This is a genomic window from Corynebacterium pseudotuberculosis (assembly GCF_002155265.1).
Classification (GTDB): domain Bacteria; phylum Actinomycetota; class Actinomycetes; order Mycobacteriales; family Mycobacteriaceae; genus Corynebacterium; species Corynebacterium pseudotuberculosis.
On sequence record NZ_CP021251.1, the window covers coordinates 326,419 to 349,209 of the forward strand.

At 53.1% G+C, this 22,791-nt stretch carries 15 protein-coding genes; all 15 read left to right on the top strand.

The genetic code is table 11. From position 1 onward, the window contains the following. The first annotated feature begins 27 nt into the window (after positions 1-27). A complete protein-coding gene (locus CpATCC19410_RS01615; protein WP_013241168.1) occupies positions 28-1,329 on the top strand; it encodes a C1 family peptidase in 1,302 nt (433 codons plus the stop codon). 125 nt (positions 1,330-1,454) lie between these two features. Beyond that, positions 1,455-2,528, top strand: a complete 1,074-nt coding sequence (locus tag CpATCC19410_RS01620; protein WP_014522341.1) for an alkene reductase — start codon at positions 1,455-1,457, stop codon at positions 2,526-2,528. 333 nt (positions 2,529-2,861) lie between these two features. Continuing rightward, on the top strand, positions 2,862-3,377 hold the full coding sequence (rplJ, locus tag CpATCC19410_RS01625) for a 50S ribosomal protein L10 (protein ID WP_014300452.1): 516 nt from the start codon (positions 2,862-2,864) through the stop codon (positions 3,375-3,377). Positions 3,378-3,455: 78 nt separating this feature from the next. Further along, positions 3,456-3,839 (top strand): 50S ribosomal protein L7/L12, encoded by a 384-nt coding sequence (rplL, locus tag CpATCC19410_RS01630; protein WP_014400973.1) that lies wholly within the window; start codon positions 3,456-3,458, stop codon positions 3,837-3,839. A 333-nt stretch (positions 3,840-4,172) separates the two neighbouring features. Then, positions 4,173-5,126, top strand: a complete 954-nt coding sequence (locus CpATCC19410_RS01635; protein WP_013241172.1) for a choice-of-anchor M domain-containing protein — start codon at positions 4,173-4,175, stop codon at positions 5,124-5,126. 8 nt (positions 5,127-5,134) lie between these two features. Further along, on the top strand, positions 5,135-6,760 hold the full coding sequence (locus CpATCC19410_RS01640; RefSeq protein ID WP_013241173.1) for an anchored repeat ABC transporter, substrate-binding protein: 1,626 nt from the start codon (positions 5,135-5,137) through the stop codon (positions 6,758-6,760). A 91-nt stretch (positions 6,761-6,851) separates the two neighbouring features. Further along, positions 6,852-7,886 (top strand): choice-of-anchor M domain-containing protein, encoded by a 1,035-nt coding sequence (locus CpATCC19410_RS01645; RefSeq protein ID WP_013241174.1) that lies wholly within the window; start codon positions 6,852-6,854, stop codon positions 7,884-7,886. Then, positions 7,883-8,683 (top strand): anchored repeat-type ABC transporter ATP-binding subunit, encoded by an 801-nt coding sequence (locus tag CpATCC19410_RS01650; protein ID WP_014300454.1) that lies wholly within the window; start codon positions 7,883-7,885, stop codon positions 8,681-8,683. The genes CpATCC19410_RS01645 and CpATCC19410_RS01650 overlap by 4 nt, the downstream gene beginning before the upstream one ends. Continuing rightward, positions 8,680-9,561, top strand: coding sequence for an anchored repeat-type ABC transporter permease subunit (locus CpATCC19410_RS01655; protein WP_013241176.1), 882 nt, complete (start codon positions 8,680-8,682; stop codon positions 9,559-9,561). The genes CpATCC19410_RS01650 and CpATCC19410_RS01655 overlap by 4 nt, the downstream gene beginning before the upstream one ends. Continuing rightward, the gene (locus CpATCC19410_RS01660; RefSeq protein ID WP_013241177.1) at positions 9,558-11,519 is read left to right on the top strand and encodes a hypothetical protein; all 1,962 of its coding nucleotides are present in this window, start codon (positions 9,558-9,560) and stop codon (positions 11,517-11,519) included. Before CpATCC19410_RS01655 ends, CpATCC19410_RS01660 begins: the two co-directional genes overlap by 4 nt. A gap of 104 nt (positions 11,520-11,623) precedes the next feature. Then, positions 11,624-12,565, top strand: coding sequence for a cell envelope lipid trafficking protein PgfA (gene pgfA / locus CpATCC19410_RS01665; RefSeq protein ID WP_013241178.1), 942 nt, complete (start codon positions 11,624-11,626; stop codon positions 12,563-12,565). Positions 12,566-12,791: 226 nt separating this feature from the next. Next, positions 12,792-16,292, top strand: coding sequence for a DNA-directed RNA polymerase subunit beta (gene rpoB, locus CpATCC19410_RS01670; RefSeq protein ID WP_014558578.1), 3,501 nt, complete (start codon positions 12,792-12,794; stop codon positions 16,290-16,292). Between the two features lie 105 nt (positions 16,293-16,397). Beyond that, a complete protein-coding gene (locus tag CpATCC19410_RS01675; RefSeq protein ID WP_038615790.1) occupies positions 16,398-20,408 on the top strand; it encodes a DNA-directed RNA polymerase subunit beta' in 4,011 nt (1,336 codons plus the stop codon). A gap of 159 nt (positions 20,409-20,567) precedes the next feature. After that, a complete protein-coding gene (locus tag CpATCC19410_RS01680) occupies positions 20,568-21,830 on the top strand; it encodes a sensor histidine kinase (RefSeq protein ID WP_014300457.1) in 1,263 nt (420 codons plus the stop codon). Positions 21,831-21,843: 13 nt separating this feature from the next. Next, the gene (locus tag CpATCC19410_RS01685; RefSeq protein WP_014400978.1) at positions 21,844-22,548 is read left to right on the top strand and encodes a response regulator; all 705 of its coding nucleotides are present in this window, start codon (positions 21,844-21,846) and stop codon (positions 22,546-22,548) included. The last annotated feature ends 243 nt before the right edge of the window (positions 22,549-22,791 follow it).

Genomic DNA, 22,791 nt, shown 5'->3' on the forward strand with positions numbered 1-22,791 from the left:
CATAAGGCTTAAGGAACTTAAAGACTCATGACTGAACTAACTATGAACTCGGTGTCTGCGATAAACACCGAATTGCTCAAAGACCCGACTCTGCGATTAGCCCGCAATGCCGTTGCAGTGAGCTCAGCTACTAAGGTTGCGCTTAACCGTGAGGCGGTGCGCTCTCTAGACACTTCTGTGTCCACCAAAGTGGATTCCTGGACCGTAGCTAATCAAAAGAAATCCGGTCGCTGCTGGATCTTCGCGGGGTTGAATTCTTTGCGTGGTGCGATCATGAAGGAAACCGCCATCAAAGACTTTGAGTTATCCCAGACATATATCCATTTTTGGGACAAAGTAGAAAAAGCAAACTACTTTCTCTGCGCGATGGATGAGCTGCGGGACCGGGATCTGACGGATAGGACCGTAGAAAAGCTATTGCACGACCCGATTGATGATGGTGGTCAGTGGAATATGTTTGTTGCCTTGGTTCAAAAATATGGTGTGGTTCCGCAATACGCTATGCCCGAGACGTTCTCCAGCAGTAATACCTACGCCATGAACCGAGATTTAGCTTCTGTTTTGCGTCGAGGAGCCCTCCGCATAAGAGACGGCGTTCCGGGTGCCCGCGAAGAAGCATTAGAAAGCGCTTTTAAGGTAATTACTACGCATCTTGGTGTCCCCCCTGAGACATTCCAATGGCAGTACCGCACCAAAGACGATGATTTTGTACGTGAGGGGACATTGACTCCCCTGGACTTTGCACAACGTTATCTTCCTGATGATCTCGGCGATTATGTTTGTGTGGTCAACGACCCACGTAACGCGTTCGGCGAACTCTATACGGTGGAGTACCTAGGTAATGTTGTCGGGGCACCTCCGGTGACGTACGTCAATGCCCCAATAGAGGTATTGCGAGATGCTGTCCGAGATTCGCTTATCGACGCCACCCCGGTGTGGTTTGGCTGCGATACCGAGGTGCAAGCATATTCAGATGCTGGGCTGTGGGACGCCCACCTGTTTGATTATGAGGGTCTATATGGCGTGAATTTTGATATGTCGAAGACCCAAAGACTCTTGACCGGTGATTCTTTGATGACTCACGCGATGGTGTTTACTGGTATGGACCTTGCAGAAGACGGCACAACCGTGAATCGTTGGCGAGTAGAGAACTCTTGGGGAACAGAAAAGGCCGATAAAGGTTTCTGGACAATGAGTGACTCCTGGTTTGAAGAGTATGTTTTTGAAGTCGCGGTGCCGGCCTCGCGGCTTCCAGAGGAATACCGCCAGGCATTAACTAAGACCCCTCACGTGCTCCCGGCGTGGGATCCGATGGGCGCCCTGGCATAAACAACGAGCTGGTATAAAAATAGCGCTCTGAACAGGGAGAGAGTGATAACGCGGAATGATGTGGGTCTTGAGGCTGTTGAATGGCTTCAAGACCTTATTTATTAATCGCAGAAAGGTGCTTCGCCATGACTTCACTTTTTACTTCTGCTCAAGCGGGAGCTTTAAACCTCCGCAACCGGATCACGATGGCGGCATTAACGAGGCTCCGCGCGGGTGAAGACGGTGTCCCTGGCGCGCTGCACGCTGAATACTATGCGCAGAGGGCGTCGGCAGGCTTGATTGTTACGGAGGGAACGTATCCGACACTTCGTGGCCGTGGTTTTAGCGGACAACCGGGCATTGCCAATAGTGCGCAGCAGGAGGGATGGCGCAAGGTCGCTGAGGCGGTTCATACGGCAGGCGGGAGCGTAGTTATGCAAGTGATGCATGCTGGGCGTATGAGCCATGAGTCGATGAATGGCGGCGTGTTGCCCGAGGCCCCCAGCGCAGTTGCCTCGGGAACGCAGATGCGTACTCCTGCTGGAAAAATTGATCTTCCCGTTCCTCATGCCCTTGAGGCAGAGGAACTTGAACGAGTGAAGCAGGAGTTCGTGGCAGCTAGCCGTCGTGCCGTCGATGCTGGTCTTGATGGCGTGGAACTGCATGGCGCAAACGGTTATCTGTTGCACGAATTTTTAAGTCCTTCCTCTAATGTGCGTACGGACGAGTTTGGCGGCACGCCCGAAAACCGGGCCAGGTTTGTGATTCAGGTTGTTCAAGCAGTAGCTGAGGAAATCGGTGCACACCGGGTAGGCCTGCGTATTTCACCGGAGCACAATATTCAAGGTGTGTTGGAGACTGATCGTGAGGAGACCTTGGCCAAGTATCGGGTGCTTCTCAATGAAATCCGCAGCTTAGAACTCGCGTATCTCTCCATACTCCACGCGGATTACCGCAGCGACTTTGTTCATCAGCTTGCGGAGGCCTTTGGTGGATTTGTGATACTTAATTCCGGATTCAGTACTTATACCGAGTACGCAGAAGCCGTGGGCATCGTTGAGTCGGGATACGCCGACGCAGTGGCCGTGGGGCGTGAGCTCATTGCTAATCCTGACCTAGTGCGCAGGTGGCAAGAAGGCATAGAGCTTAATGTCCCTGATCCCGATACCTTTTATGTGGGAGGACCTAAAGGCTATACGGATTACTCTTTTGCAGAGTAAAAGCTGAGCTAAAGACCAGGATGCACGAGGCGGAAAGTCGCGTGAGGCATTTCGATTTGCTAAAAGTCACGTTGTGCATTAGCGTTATCGCTCGAAGTTTGAATGAGTCGAATTCGGCTCGTACTCAAGTTTCACCGAAGACCGTCGGTCAGCCTTAGGCTCGAAGGATTCCAAGAGATTGGAACGGCCCACGCAGGAGACACTTAGAGTTCACACTCCTTTCGGAGTATGTGCGCCCCTGTGCTCTTGCACGGGGCTTTTTTATTGGCTAGCGCTGGTGAAAGCCTCGGCGGATCAGATACCCAAGAGATACAAGAGGAAGGAGGCGAAGTAATGGCAAACCCGAAGAACGTATCGTCGCTTGCAGAGCTCAAAGAGCGCTTTGCAGATACCGACTCCATCGTTATCACCGAATACCGCGGACTGACCGTTGCTCAGATTACTGAGCTGCGTCGTTCGCTCGGTGCGGATGTCCAGTACTCCGTCGCCAAGAACACCCTGCTGAAGCTGGCTGCTAAAGAAGCTGGCGTCGAGGGCCTTGATGATCTCCTCTCCGGCCCAACCGCTATCGCCTTTATTAAGGGCGAGGCTGTTGATGCCGCTAAGGCGATGAAGAAGTTCGCTTCTAACAACAAGGCATTCGTAGTCAAGGGTGGCTACATGGATGGCGATGCTCTGAACGCTGATCAGGTCAACGCTATCGCCGAGCTGGACAACCGCGAGACCACTCTTGCGAAGCTGGCAGGCGCCATGAAGGGCAACTTGGCAAAGGCCGCTGGCCTGTTCAACGCTCCTGCTTCTCAGGTCGCACGCCTCGGCGCTGCGCTTCAGGAGAAGAAGGAAGCTTAGGTCGCCGAATCCGGTACTTAAGCAAAAACCACATACTTTTGGGCTGGTGCACAGCCCGCAATCGAAAGGACTACCACTATGGCTAAGCTCACCAAGGACGAGCTCATTGAGGCTTTCAAAGAGATGACCCTGATCGAGCTCTCTGAGTTCGTCAAGGAATTCGAAGAGGTCTTCGAAGTTACCGCTGCTGCTCCTGTTGCAGTTGCTGCTCCGGTCGCTGCTGGCGCTGAGGCTGCTGCTGAAGAGAAGACCGAGTTCGACGTTGTTCTCGAGGACGCTGGCGCTAAGAAGATCGGCGTGATCAAGGCTGTTCGCGAGATCGTTTCCGGCCTGGGCCTGAAGGAAGCTAAGGAGCTCGTTGAGTCTGCTCCTAAGGCAATCATCGAGGCTGCATCCAAGGATGACGCTGAGGCTGCTAAGGCTAAGCTCGAAGAGGCTGGCGCAAAGGTTACCCTCAAGTAATCTTTCGATTACTACAAACATCACTCCCACGGGAATAAGCAGGATGCTTTCCCGGTGGGAGTTTTGTCTTTATATGTTCTTTTTTGATTTTTAAGCGGTTCTGTCCTGCCAAAATACGGTAGGGATCCTGTAAGCGTATGTGGCAACACCGGAGATGCGATGTAAAGCTGGCACCGGGTGGATCTGGTTCCTCGCGGAAATTAAAAGGAGGGGAGAAAAAGGGGGCGTTTGCTTATTGCAAATGAACGCAATTCCCATTATGATTAGGTCGTTCGGCTGAACCTTATAGCTGAGATACAGAACTAAAAAATGCCATATAAGTAAAGGAATTCCGTGTTCACTCGCCCTCTTCGCTCCTCACGTACTTCACGGATCGCGGCTGCTAGTGCGGTTGTTCTTGTTGGGTTGTCTGCCAGCTTTGTGCCGACGGCGTGGGCGGAGGATCTAGAGCTGGATTCCGGGCATATAGACGTTTTTAACGTAACAGCCGATGGGGGAAACCTTAAACTTGATCTTAAGGAAGACGTAACAGGTTCTCATGTGTTGCGTGATCCTGATTCTGTAACGCTGCGGGTAAAAGAAGAAGCATGGACGGATAAGACGGCACAGGTCCCTGAGGTCGGAACTTCAGGCTATTATCTTCCGCAGACTCAGGATCCAAATCTTATCTGGCCGGGCTGGGATACCAATGGTGTCCGCTCGGGTGGTTTCGGCGAGGTAGACATCAATTTTGTTAAAGTCTCTGGCCCCGGGCAGATCTATGCTTTTCAAACAGGTTCTTTTGGCGGCAATACTCCGATCTTGGCTAATAACGGCTTTGAAGTTAGAAGCGGTGAGATGATCACCCAGCAGGAACCCGCGCATGTGCATACCAACTGGGTTTTTACCGCACCCGGTACCTATACCATGTGCGTACAAGCAACTGCAGATGGTGCATCGAGTAATGTGGCGCGTTATGTGTGGAGCGTGGGCAACGGAGGTCCCAACACGGTAGCAAGCTGCGATGGTGAAGGAGAAGCTGTAGCGGTGGCTGCCCGTAGCGGTAACGATGATAGGAAGAACCGATCATCCAGCACCTCTTCGAGCCGTTCCACCTCTAGAGCCACCACATCCTCAAAGCCTACTTCTTCTAAACCTGCGCCGGCGGCTGCTCCAGCAAAGCGTAATTCTTTGCCGGAGACAGGTCCTTCCTATATGACTGCTGCTTTCTTAGTCTTGGGCGTTGGTTTGGCGGTATTCGGCGCCGGAACAGTTCGTTTGGTTAAGGCGATAACCCGCAATAAATAGCTCTGATCATGTATTCAAAGACAATACTCAGCGCCTATCAAAGGTCGGTGGGTGCTGGAGCATTGGTTGCTTGTGCTTTCCTCGTCGCTGCATGCGGAACAGACACCAGGGATCTTCCTAGCCGTGTCGACGGCATTACGGACGTCGTTGCATCTACGCAGATCGTTGCAGATATTGCGCGCAATGTGGCAGGAGACCGCGCTCGTGTAACAGCCCTCATGCCACGAGGTGCAGACCCTCACACCTATGAGCCTTCTCTGAGAGACGTCCGCAACGTAGCTAACGCGGATGTTATCTTTACCAACGGGCTGCTTCTTGAGCAACAATCTGTACTACGAGCCATCGACAATGCCGTGGTGGCACCTGCTAAGGTGGTTGCGCTTGGAGAACAGTCCACCAAACATGGTGCACATTTACTGCAGTTAGTAGAAGACGTCACCTTGGATTCTGTATGGCTGGGCATGCGCGTAGAGGGCACCGGAGCACAGCTAGGAGCAAACTCTCATAGTGAGATAAATATTCATGTTACGGGCGTGCGCGGGATAGACGGCTCGGAGGCCCCGGGGGACGCTGCTGCGTATCTGACCACGGCTTTTGGCAAGCCGGAAGTGTACTTTAATTCGCGCGATGGCTTCCACCCTGAGCGTGGATATGACGGCGATACCATTACGTTGCCCGCTGCTGCGCATACCCATGTGAGTTGGGCCTTTAGTAAACCCGGTGTGTATGTCATTGATATTGAGGCGGAATTAGTTACTGAACGTGGCGCTCGACCTATTCCGGTAGGCGCAAGCTCAATCACCATGGCAGTAGGAGTACGCGGTGAAAGTGCGCTCCCTGGTACCTCGGCCACAGTGATCAACCAAGGCCATCAGGATGTCTCGATTAACCTAAATAGCAAAAAAATCGAGATTCAGGGAGATTCTGCCAACGGCAAGGACATAGCAACCGTCTACGATTCGGCTTCGACAGTTATAGAAGTCCCCAATAATACGCTGCAGAAAATCCCCGCAGGATCTCAGTTCCGTTTCCTAGGAACGCCGGGGGACGAGGTATATGTACTGCCTCAAGCTGTGCTGGGCAAACACGTGCATGGGGAAGTTGACCCACACTTGTGGCATGATGTGGATAACGTCATCGCGTTTGTAAAAACGATAAGGGACGAGCTTATTTCAGCGGATCCGCAAGGTGCCCGGGAATACACAACAAATGCAGATGCGTATATTGACCAGCTAGGTAAGGTGCACCAGGAAGTAAGAGATGCGATTGCCGCCATCCCGGAGGAGCATCGCCACTTGGTGACCACCCATGATGGATACTCCTACTTAGCGCATGCCTATGGGATAGACGTAGCGGGATTTGTTACTCCCAATCCGGGAGTGGAGCCTTCTGCCCGCGACCTCATAGCCTTGACCAATACCCTGAAAAATCTTCATGTGCCAGCGGTCTTCTTAGAGCCGCAGTTGGCTGTTGCTTCCACGGATTTATTGGAAACTGCTAAGCGCCTCAATATCCGAGTCTGTCCCATCCGAGGAGATTCTTTTGATGAAGACGTGACTACCTATGTGGATCTCATGCGGGCAAATGCGGCGAGTCTGCAGCAATGCCTGGGGGATCGTCGAGATACGTCTTAAACATTAAGCACCAGAAAAACTCATCACATCCTTTATTAAAGCGAGCGCCTTATGTTTTCTGAGGCATCGATCATCAATCGGAGCAAAACCAGTGTCTACCAATCTTAAATTTAGGATCCCAGTTGCCTGCCTTAGCAAGGCACGCGTCGGAGTGCTTGCAACAAGTATGGTGATTGCATCGAGCATTGCGGTGCCGGCTGCTCATATTGCATTCCCGGCCGCTGCTTTGGCTCAGACGCAGGATGACCCATCCTTAGAACAGACAGTGACGGATTCCGAGGATGTAGTGCCGCTTGGCACCCAAAAAGTGTTCGATCATGGGCACGCCGATCTAGGACCTGTAGTGGATTCAGACTCCGGAGAAACTCGGTTTCTGGTGCGAGATGACTCAGAGTTTCCACCAAAGTGGCGTCATTTATCAGACACCATTTTTCTTGTGGATGACAGCGCCAAGCAGACTTTGCCCGAGGAAGCGCAATCCTTTGACTTTACTGGTGCACAACCTGGCTCTCAGGTGTGGGTAATTCCACAGAGCGAGGTACATGGGGTCCCTTGGCTGGGATGGAATACCCAAAATCCCACGCTGACCAAGTCCGCTGACCGTGGTATCACGTTGGAATTTGCCGGACACGAGGGGGATGGACAATTCTCTTTGTTCCTGCAAAATGGTGGTTTTGCAGAGCCTCAGGTGCTGTGGACCTCAGCAAAAAAGGAGTCTCAGCCGATGTGGGTGGATTTGAATACCCACACGCACGCTAACTGGGTGTTTACGCAACCAGGCGTGCACAAGGTGGCAGTACGAGCGCTCATTCCGCTTCTCGACGGCACCACCAAAGAGTTCACCGAGGTGCTCACCTTTGCAGTAGGCAAGGACGCCTTGGAAGAAGCGAAGTCTGCACAGTGGGAAGGTGAGTACCTCCCGAGCTCAACAAAGGGCGAGGAGAAGGGGGCGTCGGCAAGCTCTACGGCGAAGGGCGCGCCCGCCTCGGAAAAATCAAGTTCCGTGGCCGTATGGATCTTTGTTGCGATGATTCTTATAGCTCTGGGATTCGTGGTCGCTGGGCTCCGTATGCGGGCGTCAGCAAAGAAGCGTAAAGAAACAGCTGCACAGAATGGGCAACGATGAGTAAAGCCGCATCCGTCATTGAAGTGCGTGGTCTAGGCGTGAGCCTGGGAGGCCGCACAGTAATGAAGGACATAAATTTTGATGTGCGAGCCGGCGAGTTTATAGGGCTGATTGGCCCTAACGGTGCCGGAAAGACCACCATGATGCGTGCGATCTTGGGGCTTATCCCCACAGATTCTGGACGCGTAACCATATCGGGTGTCCAGGGGCGCGGCGTGCGTAACCATGCGGGTTATGTTCCGCAGCGTCATGAGTTTGCTTGGGATTATCCCATTGATGTGCACGGTCTGGTAATGAATGGTCGTACTGGATTGATCGGTTGGTTTAAACGTGCTGGTCAAAAGGACTTTGATGCTGTGCACCGTGCGTTGGACATGGTGGGAATGGCGCATTTGTCAGACAGGCCGATAGGAGAGCTCTCTGGGGGCCAGAAACAACGGGTTCTTATCGCTCGCGCGCTTTCTATCGCCCCCAAGGTTCTTTTCCTTGACGAGCCCTTTACTGGTTTGGACATGCCCTCTGCAGAGTCTCTATTAGAGCTATTCCATCGTCTGGCCCAGGAAGGCACCGCCATTGTGATGAGCACTCACAACTTGGTTGAAGCGATAAGTTCCTGTGATCGCATTCTCCTTTTCAACGGCCAGATCGTGGCGGACGCAGCCCCAGAGGATTTGGAACGGCCGCAACCCTGGATTGAGACGTTTAGCGTGAGCGAACACTCGCCTTTGCTCGTATCTGTTGGCGCTTTACGTCGCGAGGATGCGCGTAGCGCCCAGAAAGGAATGCCCGCACCATGATTTCGCTCGTGGAGTTCTTTTCTGACTTAAGCAATCCCGCCCTGGCCTTCTTGCCTAAGGCCTTGTTGATCTCAGTGATCAGTTCCATCGTGTGCGGAGTAGTGGGCACTCATGTGGTTTTACGGGGCATGGCCTTTGTAGGAGACGCCGTGGCTCATGCGGTCTTTCCGGGCATCGCAATCGCCTTTGTTTTGCAGGGCTCGGTGCTGCTGGGCGGCGCAGTCGCCGGAGCCGTAGTAGCCCTACTCATCGCGATGTTCTCCCAGCGGCGACGCGTAAAAGAAGACACGGTTATTGGTATCTTCTTTGCCGCGGCTTTTGCCTCGGGTGTGGTTTTTATTTCTCAAGTTGATGGCTACACGGCATCACTAACCAGTTTTCTCTTCGGTTCTATAACTGGCGTGTCCACGGAGGACATTATTCTTACCGCAGTCGTTGGGCTGGTTGTAATAGTGCTGTTAGCCCTTCTTGCACCGCAGTTTACCGCAGTCACTTTGGACCGAGAGACCGCACGCGCAATGAATCTGCCCACGATGCTTCTCGACGTTCTCTTGTACGTGGCGGTCACCGCTGCTGTGGTTATTTCGGTCCAGACTATTGGAAATATCTTGGTGCTTGCATTGCTGGTCACTCCCGCAGCGACAGCTCGAATGCTGACAGATAAATTTAGCGTCATGTCTGCGATTGCAGCAGGGGTGGGCACGTGTTCGTCCCTGGTTGGCGTCTATCTTTCCTGGGCCTTAGACCTTCCTACAGGGGCAACCATCGTGCTTGTGGCCACAGCCTTTTTCCTTCTCTCGTGGTGTCTTTCACCCCGCCGCGGATTATTCAAACGCCGCATCTCGGCAGACAACTCACAAGGAGCCGTTTTCTCATGAGGAAACAACGTATCACTACTCGTATTGGACGTCCATTGGTTGGTGTCGGCCTAGCTGCGGCTCTGTGTGGCCTGCAAAATCCTTTGGGCTTGGCGCAAGAAGCAGCAGATCCGGAACCTACCGCGGCGTTGGAAAGCAACTCAGAGACAGATAAAAACATTGCTCATGACTTTGAATCCATAAGGAAAAAAATCAATAGCTTTACGCTACCCATTGGTAGCGTTGCGCCTTCTGATAAAGAGCCCACGCTAAAGCCATCTGAAAGCACTGAAGATCTACCCGAAGAACCTGAAACTTTAGAGGGCGGTTCGGAGGAAGAATCTGAGCTTCTTCCTGAGACGTTGGAGAAAAAGCTTATAAAAGAGGGGAAAAAGCTTGAGGCGTCAGACAGAGATAACAGCAAGCTGAATGATCAAGAGGTTCGTTCCCTGTGGGAAAAACTTATCCAGAAGACCAAAGCTCCGCAGAAGGTTCTTCGTAAAGGCGACATGAGCATTACGATTCCGGGGCAAAAGACTGGAGAGAAACACGACGCTCAAAACGTGGCTTCCTTGGTAGTGGCAAAGGAAGAGAAGGACGTTTTAACTACAAATACTGAGGTCCCTCAAACATATGCCTCGGGTGAAGCTTTGCTCGCCATTGGTGATGCAGCGCGAGTTCCAGGTGCTTTGCTGGGGTTGAAGGAAAAGAAAGACTTAGCCCCTGTTTGGTATCTACCACAGGAAAAAGACGCTAATCCAGATGCGCCTTCCGTGGGATTTAACTTTGAACAAGTTTCGGCTACTAAGAAAATCACGGTATCTCTCACGGATTATCATGGGCCAGGGCGCATGGTGACTGCAGAAATGGGCGAGGAGAAAGCGGAGACCGCTTTTGACTCTCAAGATCTTGAACAAGCATGGGAATATGAAGGCGGGGCTTCTTACCGTCAAGCATTCGCCTTTACAGAACCAGGTGCGTACACAGCAACGTTTAAATTCTTGGTGGAAGACCAGGAATCTCAAGGTAAAACTGCATCCCAGGAGTATAGTTTTAACACCACATTCTTGGTAGGTTCCGTGAAAGAAGAAAAAGTAACTCCGCTCAAGGAGATCGTAGAAAAGTCTGTTAATAAAAAGCCTTTGAAAGAAAAAACTAAGGAAACAGACGCTACAGAAACTGAGCGGAAAACTAACAAAGACAATAAAAAGGAACAGTCTAAGGCGCCGGGTTCTCAAGAACCACAGACTTCTGTTCCAAAAACGCCGGAGACGGATGTTCCCCAGAAAACTCCGGAGAAAGACCCAGAGAACGTAGAACCGGAAACCAAGCACCCCGAGTCCAAAGAGCCACGCGCGGAAGAGCATGCGCCGTCTGTACCTTCCCCGATCGTTCCGGTTGACCTAAAGGGTTTGGCCAAAGAAATCCGTGAGCTCGATCGAGAACTAAATGCTATGTCTCGACAGACTGACTCGCTCTTCAAAGCGATTAACGCTAATGAGCCAGAGCGGAAACAAGAGCAGCGCAGACCGGCCTCCAACGCCTCAGGGCGCACTGAAACCGGAGGCAGTGAGCAGGGATCAGGAAACCAGAATGCTCCTGCGCCAGTCCGTTCTTCTAGCGGCGGGAGCTCCGGTCGCGGTAGTAATGCAGCAAAGCCAAATAAACCGCGTAACAGTGCAGCTTCGGGCAGCTCTTCTGCTAAATCCTCGGATAAAAACAAAGAATCTTCTAAAGATAAGAAGAAATCTGCTAAAAAATCCACGGAAAAGAAAGCATCAGCAAAGTCTGCAAAGAAAACAACAGAGGGCAAAACGGATGAGGCTCAAGGGGCCAGCAATGAGAAGATTGCTGCAACAGGGGAGTCTATGAGAAAACGTGGTTGGTGGACTGGTTTTCTCTTTGGCCTAGGTGCTATGGCTATGCTCGGTGGAGTGGTGTTCTTTACTCAAGCCAGGAACATAGCAAAGCGGAAATAGCTTGGCATTAGCCTCGAGAGCGCCCATAGATTTATAGGACTGGTAAACACTGCGTGGAGACCCCGCTCAGACTGAGATTGAAGAAAGAAGGTAACATCACCGTCATGCTTCCTCGGTCACGGATCCTCGCAGTGTTGGGCCTAGGGCTTGGGCTTGCCTTTATCATGTGGGGGGTGCTGGCTCCTCGCTTCTTAATAAGCGACGCCCGATTGCCTCTTAATCTCTCTCACACCACGCTTACTTTGCGGGATGAAAAAGCTACTACTCGCGTTGTCGGCAAGGATCTTGTGGTGCAAGCTCCGGTAACACGTCAATTTCACATGGAGATATTGCCTCCGAGCGATAATGTGAACGCCACGGTTCGAATCGGTGTGACCGATATGCGGGAAAGTTTACAAAAAGATCTTGACCGTCTTATTAACGCCACCATATGGTCTTATTCAATTGATCGGCTCAGTGGCGCCGCAACATCTCAGGCCACAGTGGCGGACCAGCTAGCTAGCCCTACGCGCAGCGTAGACATTGACGGGCAGTGGCTAAAATTTCCCACCAACGCAGAAAAAACCACCTATGAGGTTTTTGATGTCACCCTGCGTAAGACCCTCCCCGCGGTTTTTGCAGAGGAAGCTACTAAAGAAGGGCGTACGCTATACCGTTACCGCCAGGAGATTCAGCCTACCAATGTTGCACAGCTCTATCAGTCGGTGTTTAACACTACAACCTTAGGCAATGGGGAAGATGCCGCTCCCGGTTATCTCTTTCACTCTGGCACTAGAGACTGGTGGGTGGATCAAAAAACCGGCCTGATAGTTGACGTGGAAGAAAAAATCGATGATTATTTCGGTGACGCAGAAGGCGCGAAGCACGAGGATGTTCTTACCTTTAATGGAAAAATAAGTGAAGAACAGGTGTCTGAACTTTTGCACCAGGCATCTAGCGTGTCGGACGGCAAGATTGTTCGAGTTATTAATTATGTTGTGCTTGCGGTCGGAGTGATTCTGACTATTGTTGGAGCCGTTGGCGCTTTTGGGCCTCGTAAGCGATGAGGCACTAATATGGCACCCCCTTTACAATGGGGAAAGTATGGTATAGGCTGTTTCGTTGCGCTGGAGTATGTATCTGGCTAGTTCGACGACCTTGATCAGTCCGGTTGAAAAAACCGATTTGACAAGGTCATTCCGTGCTATCTAGGTGCATTATCTCCTCAGCAGACCGATTGCTCAATTACCAGCGGTTATGGTGGTCAATATTGCGGGGCCACCGCCGCGTGAGGTGCTGGAAGGACCCATCTTGGCAGTCTCCCGCCAGACCAAGTCAGTGGCCGACATCCCCGGGGCTCCCGAACGTTTTTCGTTCGCCAAAATTACGGAACCTATTGAGGTCCCGGGACTTCTTGATATTCAGCTAGATTCCTTCGCATGGCTCATTGGTACGCCCGAGTGGCGTGCTCGTCAGCAGGAGGAGCTAGGTGAAAGCGTCCGCATAACCAGCGGACTGGAAGAAATCTTGGAGGAGCTATCTCCGATTCAGGATTATTCCGGAAACATGTCATTGTCTCTCTCGGAGCCCCGCTTCGAGGACATGAAGAACACTATCGATGAGTGTAAAGACAAAGACATTAACTATTCTGCGCCGCTTTATGTGACTGCAGAATTTATCAATAATGAAACTCAGGAGATCAAGTCCCAGACTGTCTTCATCGGCGATTTCCCGATGATGACCGACAAGGGAACCTTCATCGTTAACGGCACTGAGCGTGTCGTGGTCTCCCAGCTTGTTCGTTCGCCTGGCGTTTACTTTGACCAGACGATTGATAAGTCCACCGAGCGTCCGCTGCACTCTGTGAAGGTGATCCCTTCTCGCGGTGCGTGGTTGGAATTTGACGTGGATAAGCGCGACACCGTTGGTGTCCGTATTGACCGCAAACGTCGCCAGCCGGTGACCGTTCTGCTCAAGGCTCTTGGTTGGACCACTGAGCAGATCACGGAGCGCTTTGGTTTCTCCGAAATTATGATGTCCACGCTTGAGTCGGACGGTGTAGCTAACACCGATGAGGCTCTGCTGGAGATCTACCGCAAACAGCGTCCGGGTGAGCAGCCGACTCGTGACCTCGCGCAGTCGCTGCTGGATAACGCCTTCTTCCGCGCGAAGCGTTACGACCTTGCCAAGGTTGGACGCTACAAAGTGAACCGCAAACTCGGTCTCGGTGGGGACAACGAGGGTCTGATGACTCTCACTGAGCAGGACATCGCAACCACTCTCGAGTACCTCGTGCGTCTCCACGCTGGTGAGAGCACTATGGTTGCACCCAATGGTGATGTTATCCCTGTGGATACGGATGACATTGACCACTTTGGTAACCGTCGTCTCCGTACAGTCGGAGAACTGATTCAGAACCAAGTCCGCGTGGGCCTGTCCCGCATGGAGCGCGTGGTTCGTGAGCGCATGACTACCCAGGACGCAGAGTCTATTACTCCTACCTCCTTGATCAACGTGCGCCCGGTTTCTGCTGCCATCCGCGAGTTCTTTGGTACCTCCCAGCTCTCGCAGTTCATGGATCAGAACAACTCCTTGTCTGGCCTCACACACAAGCGCCGTCTCTCTGCTCTGGGCCCAGGCGGCCTGTCGCGTGAGCGCGCTGGCATTGAGGTTCGAGACGTTCACGCTTCTCACTATGGTCGTATGTGCCCGATTGAGACTCCCGAAGGTCCGAACATTGGTTTGATCGGTTCCTTGGCTTCCTATGCTCGGGTAAACTCTTTCGGCTTCATCGAGACCCCCTACCGCAAGGTGGAAAACGGTGTTCTCACCGATCAGATCGATTACCTCACCGCAGATGAGGAAGATCGTTTTGTGGTTGGTCAGGCTCACGTCGAGGTAGACGCACAGGGCAAGATCACCGCAGATAGCGTTACTGTTCGTGTGAAAAATGGTGACATCCAGGTCGTGGCACCGGAAAGCGTTGATTACCTAGACGTTTCCCCACGCCAGATGGTCTCTGTGGCTACCGCCATGATTCCGTTCCTTGAGCACGACGACGCTAACCGTGCCCTCATGGGCGCGAACATGCAGCGTCAGGCTGTGCCGCTGGTTCGTTCAGAAGCCCCGTTTGTGGGAACCGGCATGGAGCGTCGTGCTGCTTATGACGCCGGCGACCTCATTATCAACAAAAAGGCTGGCGCTGTAGAGAACGTCTCCGCTGATTTCATCACCGTGATGGCTGATGACGGCACCCGTGAGACCTACATGCTGCGCAAGTTTGAGCGCACCAACCAGGGCACCTGCTACAACCAGATCCCATTGGTGAACTTGGGCGACCGCGTTGAGGCCGGACAGGTTCTCGCAGATGGCCCCGGTACTCACAACGGTGAGATGTCGCTCGGCCGCAACCTTCTTGTTGCGTTCATGCCATGGGAAGGCCACAACTACGAGGACGCTATCATCCTCAACCAGCGTGTTGTGGAAGAGGACATTCTTACTTCGATCCACATCGAGGAACACGAGATTGATGCCCGAGACACCAAACTTGGTGCGGAGGAGATCACTCGTGAGATTCCCAATGTGTCCGAGGATGTGCTCAAGGATCTCGATGAGCGCGGCATCGTTCGCATCGGTGCTGATGTCCGCGACGGCGATATCTTGGTGGGTAAGGTCACTCCTAAGGGTGAGACCGAGCTGACCCCTGAAGAGCGCCTGCTGCGTGCAATCTTTGGTGAGAAGGCACGTGAGGTTCGCGATACCTCTATGAAGGTGCCTCACGGTGAGACCGGTAAGGTCATCGGCGTTCGTCGTTTCTCCCGTGAAGACGATGATGATCTCGCGCCTGGTGTTAATGAGATGATTCGTGTCTATGTTGCCCAGAAGCGCAAGATCCAGGACGGCGATAAGCTTGCTGGTCGCCACGGTAACAAGGGTGTTGTTGGCAAGATCCTTCCGCAGGAAGACATGCCATTCATGCCCGACGGTACCCCGGTTGACATCATCCTGAACACGCACGGTGTGCCTCGTCGTATGAACATCGGCCAGGTGCTGGAAGTCCACCTTGGTTGGTTGGCTGCTGCCGGTTGGAAGATCGACCCCGAAGACCCCGCTAACGCCGAGCTGCTTAAGACGCTTCCTGAGGATCTGTACGACGTTCCTGCTGGTTCGCTTACCGCAACACCAGTGTTCGACGGTGCTACCAACGAGGAAGTTGCAGGCCTCCTAACCAATTCTCGTCCAAACCGCGACGGCGATGTCATGGTGGACGCAAACGGCAAGGCACAGCTTTTCGACGGTCGTTCCGGCGAGCCTTTCCCATACCCAGTGTCTGTCGGCTACATGTACATGCTGAAGCTGCACCACTTGGTTGATGAGAAGATCCACGCACGTTCTACCGGCCCTTACTCCATGATCACTCAGCAGCCGTTGGGTGGTAAGGCTCAGTTCGGTGGACAGCGCTTCGGCGAAATGGAGGTGTGGGCAATGCAGGCTTATGGCGCTGCCTACACGCTTCAGGAGCTTCTGACCATCAAGTCTGATGACGTAGTCGGACGTGTGAAGGTCTACGAGGCAATCGTTAAGGGCGAGAACATTCCAGATCCGGGTATCCCTGAGTCCTTCAAGGTACTCCTCAAGGAGCTTCAATCGCTGTGCTTGAACGTGGAAGTTCTTTCTGCAGACGGCACTCCGATGGAGCTGTCCGGTTCGGATGACGACGAGTTCGACCAGGCCGGTGCCTCACTGGGCATCAACCTGTCTCGCGACGAGCGTTCCGACGCCGACATCGCCTAATACATCAGGTCTGCATGGCAGCTAAAGCTGCTAAGCAGGCGGAATTTAAAGCATCATCATTTTTTGAAACGATCCCCTGGGAGAACCGGGGGGAAAGGGAGTTACGTGATCGACGTCAACTTCTTCGACGAGCTCCGCATCGGCCTGGCTACTGCCGACGACATTCGTCGTTGGTCCAAAGGCGAGGTCAAAAAGCCGGAGACCATCAACTACCGCACCCTGAAGCCGGAGAAGGACGGCCTCTTCTGCGAGCGAATTTTCGGCCCAACCCGCGACTGGGAGTGCGCTTGCGGTAAGTACAAGCGTGTCCGTTACAAGGGCATCATCTGTGAGCGCTGTGGCGTTGAGGTGACCAAGTCCAAGGTTCGCCGTGAACGCATGGGCCACATCGAACTGGCTGCGCCCGTCACCCACATTTGGTACTTCAAGGGTGTCCCGTCTCGTCTCGGTTACCTTTTGGACCTGGCTCCAAAGGATCTCGAGCGCATCATTTACTTCGCAGCCAACATCATCACTGGTGTTGACGAGGAAGCTCGCCACAGCGACCAGACCACTCTTGAGGCAGAAATGCTTTTGGAGAAGAAAGACGTTGAGGCTGACGCAGAGTCTGAGATCGCAGAGCGCGCTCAGAAGCTGGAAGAGGACCTTGCCGAGCTGGAAGCCGCAGGCGCTAAGGCCGATGCCCGCAACAAGGTGCAAAAGGCTGCAGATAAAGAGATGCAGCACATCCGCGAGCGGGCTGAGCGCGAGATCGATCGTCTTGAGGAGATCTGGCAGACCTTTATCAAGCTTGCTCCTAAGCAGATGATCATTGATGAGACCATCTATGAAGAGCTCGTGGATCGTTACGAGGATTACTTCACCGGTGGTATGGGCGCGGAGGCCATCCAAACCCTTATCCGCAACTTTGACCTCGATGCTGAGGCAGAGGAACTGCGCGAGATCATCAACAATGGCAAAGGCCAGAAGAAGATGCGTGCCCTCAAGCGACTCAAGGTTGTTGCTGCATTCCAGCGCTCGGGCAATGACCCAGCTGGTATGGTGCTCGACTGCATCCCGGTGATCCCACCGGAGCTGCGTCCGATGGTTCAGCTCGATGGTGGCCGTTTTGCTACCTCCGACCTGAACGATCTCTACCGTCGCGTGATTAACCGCAACAACCGCCTCAAGCGCATGATCGACCTCGGTGCTCCCGAGATCATCGTGAACAACGAGAAGCGTATGTTGCAGGAGTCCGTCGACGCGCTCTTTGATAATGGTCGCCGTGGTCGTCCGGTCACCGGTCCTGGCAACCGTCCGCTGAAGTCCTTGAGCGATTTGCTTAAGGGCAAGCAGGGTCGTTTCCGTCAGAACTTGCTGGGTAAGCGTGTCGACTACTCTGGTCGTTCCGTTATTATCGTCGGTCCACAGCTGAAGCTGCATGAGTGCGGTCTTCCAAAGCTCATGGCTCTTGAGCTCTTCAAGCCGTTTGTTATGAAGCGCCTTGTGGAAAACGATTACGCGCAGAACATCAAGTCGGCTAAGCGCATGGTTGAGCGTCAGCGCCCTGAGGTGTGGGACGTTCTAGAAGAGGCAATTTCTGAGCATCCTGTGATGCTTAACCGTGCACCTACCCTGCACCGCCTAGGCATCCAGGCCTTCGAGCCTAAGCTCGTTGAGGGTAAAGCTATCCAGCTGCACCCACTCGCGTGTGAGGCCTTCAACGCTGACTTCGACGGTGACCAGATGGCTGTGCACTTGCCGCTATCTGCTGAAGCACAGGCCGAGGCGCGCATCCTCATGCTTGCCTCCAACAACATTCTCTCCCCGGCATCCGGTAAGCCACTTGCCATGCCGCGTCTGGACATGGTGACTGGTCTTTATTACCTCACCATGGACAAGACTGAGGGTGAAATTGGTGGTCAGGGTGCATACCAGCCTGCTACTGAGGATGGTCCAGCAACGGGTGTGTACTCCTCCTACGCTGAGGCACTTATGGCTCGCGACCGTGGCGTTCTTGGCCTGCAGGCCAAGATCCGGGTACGCATTAGCCATCTGCGTCCGCCGGTAGAGGTTGAGGCAGAGCAGTTCCCAGAGGGTTGGGAGCAGGGACAAACCTGGTTGGCTGATACCACTCTTGGCCGCATCATGTTCAACGAGCTCTTGCCGTGGAACTACCCGTACCTTGAGGGCGTTATGGTCCGTAAGGGTGGAGGATCGAACAAGATTCTCTTGGGCGACGTGATTAATGATCTCGCTGCGACCTATCCAATGATTACTGTTGCTCAGACGATGGACAAGATGAAGGACGCCGGTTTCTACTGGGCAACCCGAAGCGGCGTGACCATCACTATGTCTGACGTGCTCGTTCTTCCTAATAAGGAAGAAATTCTTGACCGCTATGAGGCCGAGGCTGCAAAGATCGAGCGGAAGTACTGGGAGCAGGGTGCTCTGACAGAGCGCGAGCGCTACGACCGTCTGGTCGAGCTTTGGAAGGAGGCTACCGACGAGGTCGGTAATGCCGTCGAGAAGCTCTATCCGGATGACAACCCGATTCCTATGATCGTGAAGTCCGGTGCTGCCGGTAACATGCGTCAGATCTGGACGCTGGCTGGCATGAAGGGCATGGTTGTGAACTCAAAGGGTGATTACATCACCCGACCGATTAAGACCTCCTTCCGTGAAGGCCTGTCGGTTCTTGAGTACTTCAACAACTCTCACGGTTCGCGTAAGGGCCTCGCCGATACCGCTCTGCGTACCGCCGACTCGGGTTACCTCACTCGTCGTCTGGTGGACGTTGCGCAGGATGTTATCGTCCGCGAGGATGACTGCGGCACCAAGCAGGGCATTCGTGTCCCAGTGGCCGTTGAGGTTAAGGATGCTCAGGGCAACGTCACCGGTTACACCGGACACAGCCTCATCGAGACCTCTGTTGCTGGCCGCGTGGCTTCCGTTGACATCAAGGATTCCGAGGGCAACGTTCTGGTACCAGCTGGTGAAAACCTCACCGATCAGCTCATCGAGAAGCTCATCGCCGCAGGCGTTGCCGAGGTCAAGGTTCGCTCCGTGCTTACCTGCCAGACCCCGACCGGTGTGTGCGCTAAGTGCTATGGCAAGTCCATGGCTACCGGCAAGCTCGTTGATATCGGAGAGGCAGTGGGCATCGTCGCTGCTCAGTCCATTGGTGAGCCCGGTACCCAGCTGACAATGCGTACGTTCCACCAGGGTGGCGTCGGTGGTGACATCACCGGTGGTCTTCCTCGTGTCCAGGAGCTCTTCGAGGCTCGTGTTCCTAAGAATCGCGCTCCGATTGCTTCTGTGGCAGGTACCGTACACCTTGAGGATGAAGGTAACTTCTACACCCTCACCATCAACCCAGACGATGGGTCAGATGTTGTGGTCTACGAGAAGCTCTCCAAGCGTCAGGGTCTTGCTACCGTGCGGGTTCCTATGGAATCCAACCCGGGCGCCATGATCGAGCGCACCTTGTCAGAAGGCGACCACGTGAACGTGGGCGACCGTCTGCTACGCGGACCTGCTGATCCGCACGACGTGCTTGAGGTTCTTGGCCGCCGTGGTGTTGAGCAGCACCTCGTGGACGAGGTTCAGGACGTGTACCGCGCACAGGGTGTGGCTATCCACGATAAGCACATCGAGATCATCATTCGTCAGATGCTGCGCCGCGGCACCGTCATCGAGTCCGGCGCGACAGAGTTCCTTCCGGGTACTCTCGTTGACCTTTCGGAGGCCAAGGCCGCTAACGCTGAGGCTATTGCTGCTGGTGGACATCCCGCTGAGCTCCGTTCGGAGATCATGGGTATCACCAAGGCGTCGTTGGCTACCGAGTCGTGGCTGTCCGCTGCGTCCTTCCAGGAGACCACACGCGTGCTTACCGACGCCGCCATTAACAAGCGGTCCGATAAGCTGATCGGCCTCAAGGAGAACGTGATCATCGGTAAGCTGATCCCGGCGGGTACCGGTATTTCCCGTTACCGCAACATCTCCGTCAAACCGACTGAGGCAGCTCGCAATGCGGCTTACTCAATCCCAACGTATGGAGATTCCATCTATGGCGATGACAGCTACGGTGAATTCACCGGCGCTTCCGTGCCACTGGATGAGGCCTACGATCTCTAAACGGTCCTAGCCTGATAAAAGCTCCCCAGAAGTTGGTCTAAGAAATTAGATCTGACTACTGGGGAGCTTTTGCTATGCGGGGGGGCTCTGGATAAGTTGGGATACTCATACTGTGGACGGATGCATACAACTACTCAGTTGTTATAGCTTTTGTTTATCATGAAATATTTTTCTGCACTCACACGGCGCATAGGTGCGCACGGATGGATCTGGGATCATGGATTCTGGCTGCAGCTCATAACTCAGATTCTTGTAGGAGGGTTCCTCTTCCTCATGGCTGTGCAGAACATGATGAGACCAGAGGGCCCTCATAGCGCGCTGGTCTATCACTCAGTAGTTTTTATTTTATTGTGGATTGGCGGGGGTGCGCTTTTCATAGGACTGCTTGTTCAGCGAGCTCGCAAGATCCTGGGCCTGGGGATTGTGATAGCTGCATTGCTACTTCTTGCCTTGGGTCCTCCGTTGGTGGCCCCTTTGGGCTATGTGGTCGTCTGCTATCAGTCTTGGTTTATTTCTGCCTATATTCAGCGGCATAGATGGGCGTGGGGAATAGCGCTTGTCTTTGGCAGCGCTATAGGCCTGACTTTGATTCCTCTGAGCAACGCGCTGCGGGGGAAAGCATTTCTTACCAGTCACGCGGTGAAAGAACCGAATTTTTGGGTTGGGGGAGCCGGGGTTCTAATTATTATCATCATCTCTATTTCTCTGTGGTGGCAGATAGGACTTAACACCAAGCGCAAGAATCAGGCGCTGGAGGAGCTGCGCGCTAAAGCTGAGCTGGCGGCGTTAGCAGAAAGAAATCGCATTGCGCGCGAGATGCACGACATTGTGGCACATTCTTTGACCGTAGTAATCGCGCAGGCAGACGGTGGGCGATACGCGGGGAAGAAAGACCCCATGATTGCTATTGAGGCACTAGAAACTATTTCCTCGGTAGGGCGCGACGCGCTATCACAAATGCGGGGTTTGCTTACTGTGTTGAGAGAGGCCACGGGTGAGAAAGACGAAAGAGAAATCAATGCGACGCCTGGTTTTGCTGAAATAGGCAGGCTTATAGATGAGGCCTGCTCCGCCGGTTTGCAAGTAAATTTTTCAGTGTATGGCGAGCCAGTAGCAGTAGATGAGTCACGTGGGCTGACGGTTTTCCGCGTTATCCAAGAGTCTCTGACCAATGTGCTCAAACACGCAGGAAAAACGGTGGTTGATGTTACTTTGGATTGGGGAGTACCCAAAGACAAAACTTTGCATATTTCAGTGGATAATGCGCACGGCGAGGCCTTGGTGAACTACAAGTCCGATTCTGTTGGACGCGGTTTATCAGGTATCAAAGAGCGTGCTTTGTTGCATGGTGGGAAGGCAACGTGGGGTGCGTCGTTAAGCAATGCCGGCGGCTGGCGCGTGAATGTTGAAATTCCGTTGTAGAGGTTAAGGGAAAATGATTAACGTAGGGCTTGTCGACGACCAGCAGCTGGTGCGAGCCGGATTTAATATGGTGCTTAGCTCGCAAGATGATATTCAGATTGCATGGGAAGCAAACAACGGGGCAGAAGCGTTGGAACGCATAGAAGTAGAACCTGTTGACGTTGTGTTAATGGATGTGCAGATGCCTATCATGGACGGCATATCTGCCACTAAAGAGCTGGTAACACGAGGCCTCATGGGGCCTAACGACGAGCCGCTTCGAGTGATTATCCTGACCACCTTTGATAGCGAAAATTACGTGATGGAAGCTGTGGAAAATGGAGCGTCAGGCTTCTTGCTTAAAGATACCGCACCGGAAGAGCTCATTGAGGCGGTCAGATCGGTGGGCGAACAAAGCGCGGTGATTAGCCCGGCGGCTACCGCCAAATTATTTCGGCGAATACGATCTGGGCAGACGGATAAGAAGCCCGATGGTCTTAAACATATAAATGAGGACCTCATTGAGCCGCTGACACCGCGTGAGTTAGAAATTCTTGAGTTGATTGCGATGGGTAAATCCAATGCAGAGATTGCCGCGGAACTCTTTATCTCTTTGCCAACAGTAAAGACGCACGTGGGAAGGGTTCTTACCAAAACTGGTTCGCGTGATCGAGTCCACGCGGTGTTGTTTGCTTTTAAACGCGGAGTGGTTACCCAAGATGCGCTTTTAGATAATTGATCTATGGTGAAGCATAGTAAGTAATTCTTCCTCCAATGATTCCGAATTCTCGCTATAAATTAGTGTTCGAACTTCACCGTAAATGAAGTGTCTTTCGAGGTGAGAAAGATATTGTACTCTATGAACTCATTGAATTATATTGCACACAATTTTTTCATTGTGCACAATATGTTTTGATCTCCTAAAGAAGTTGAATAAAAGAGTTTCTGTGATTCCGTATGCGTTTTATCCCTATCTGGGGAG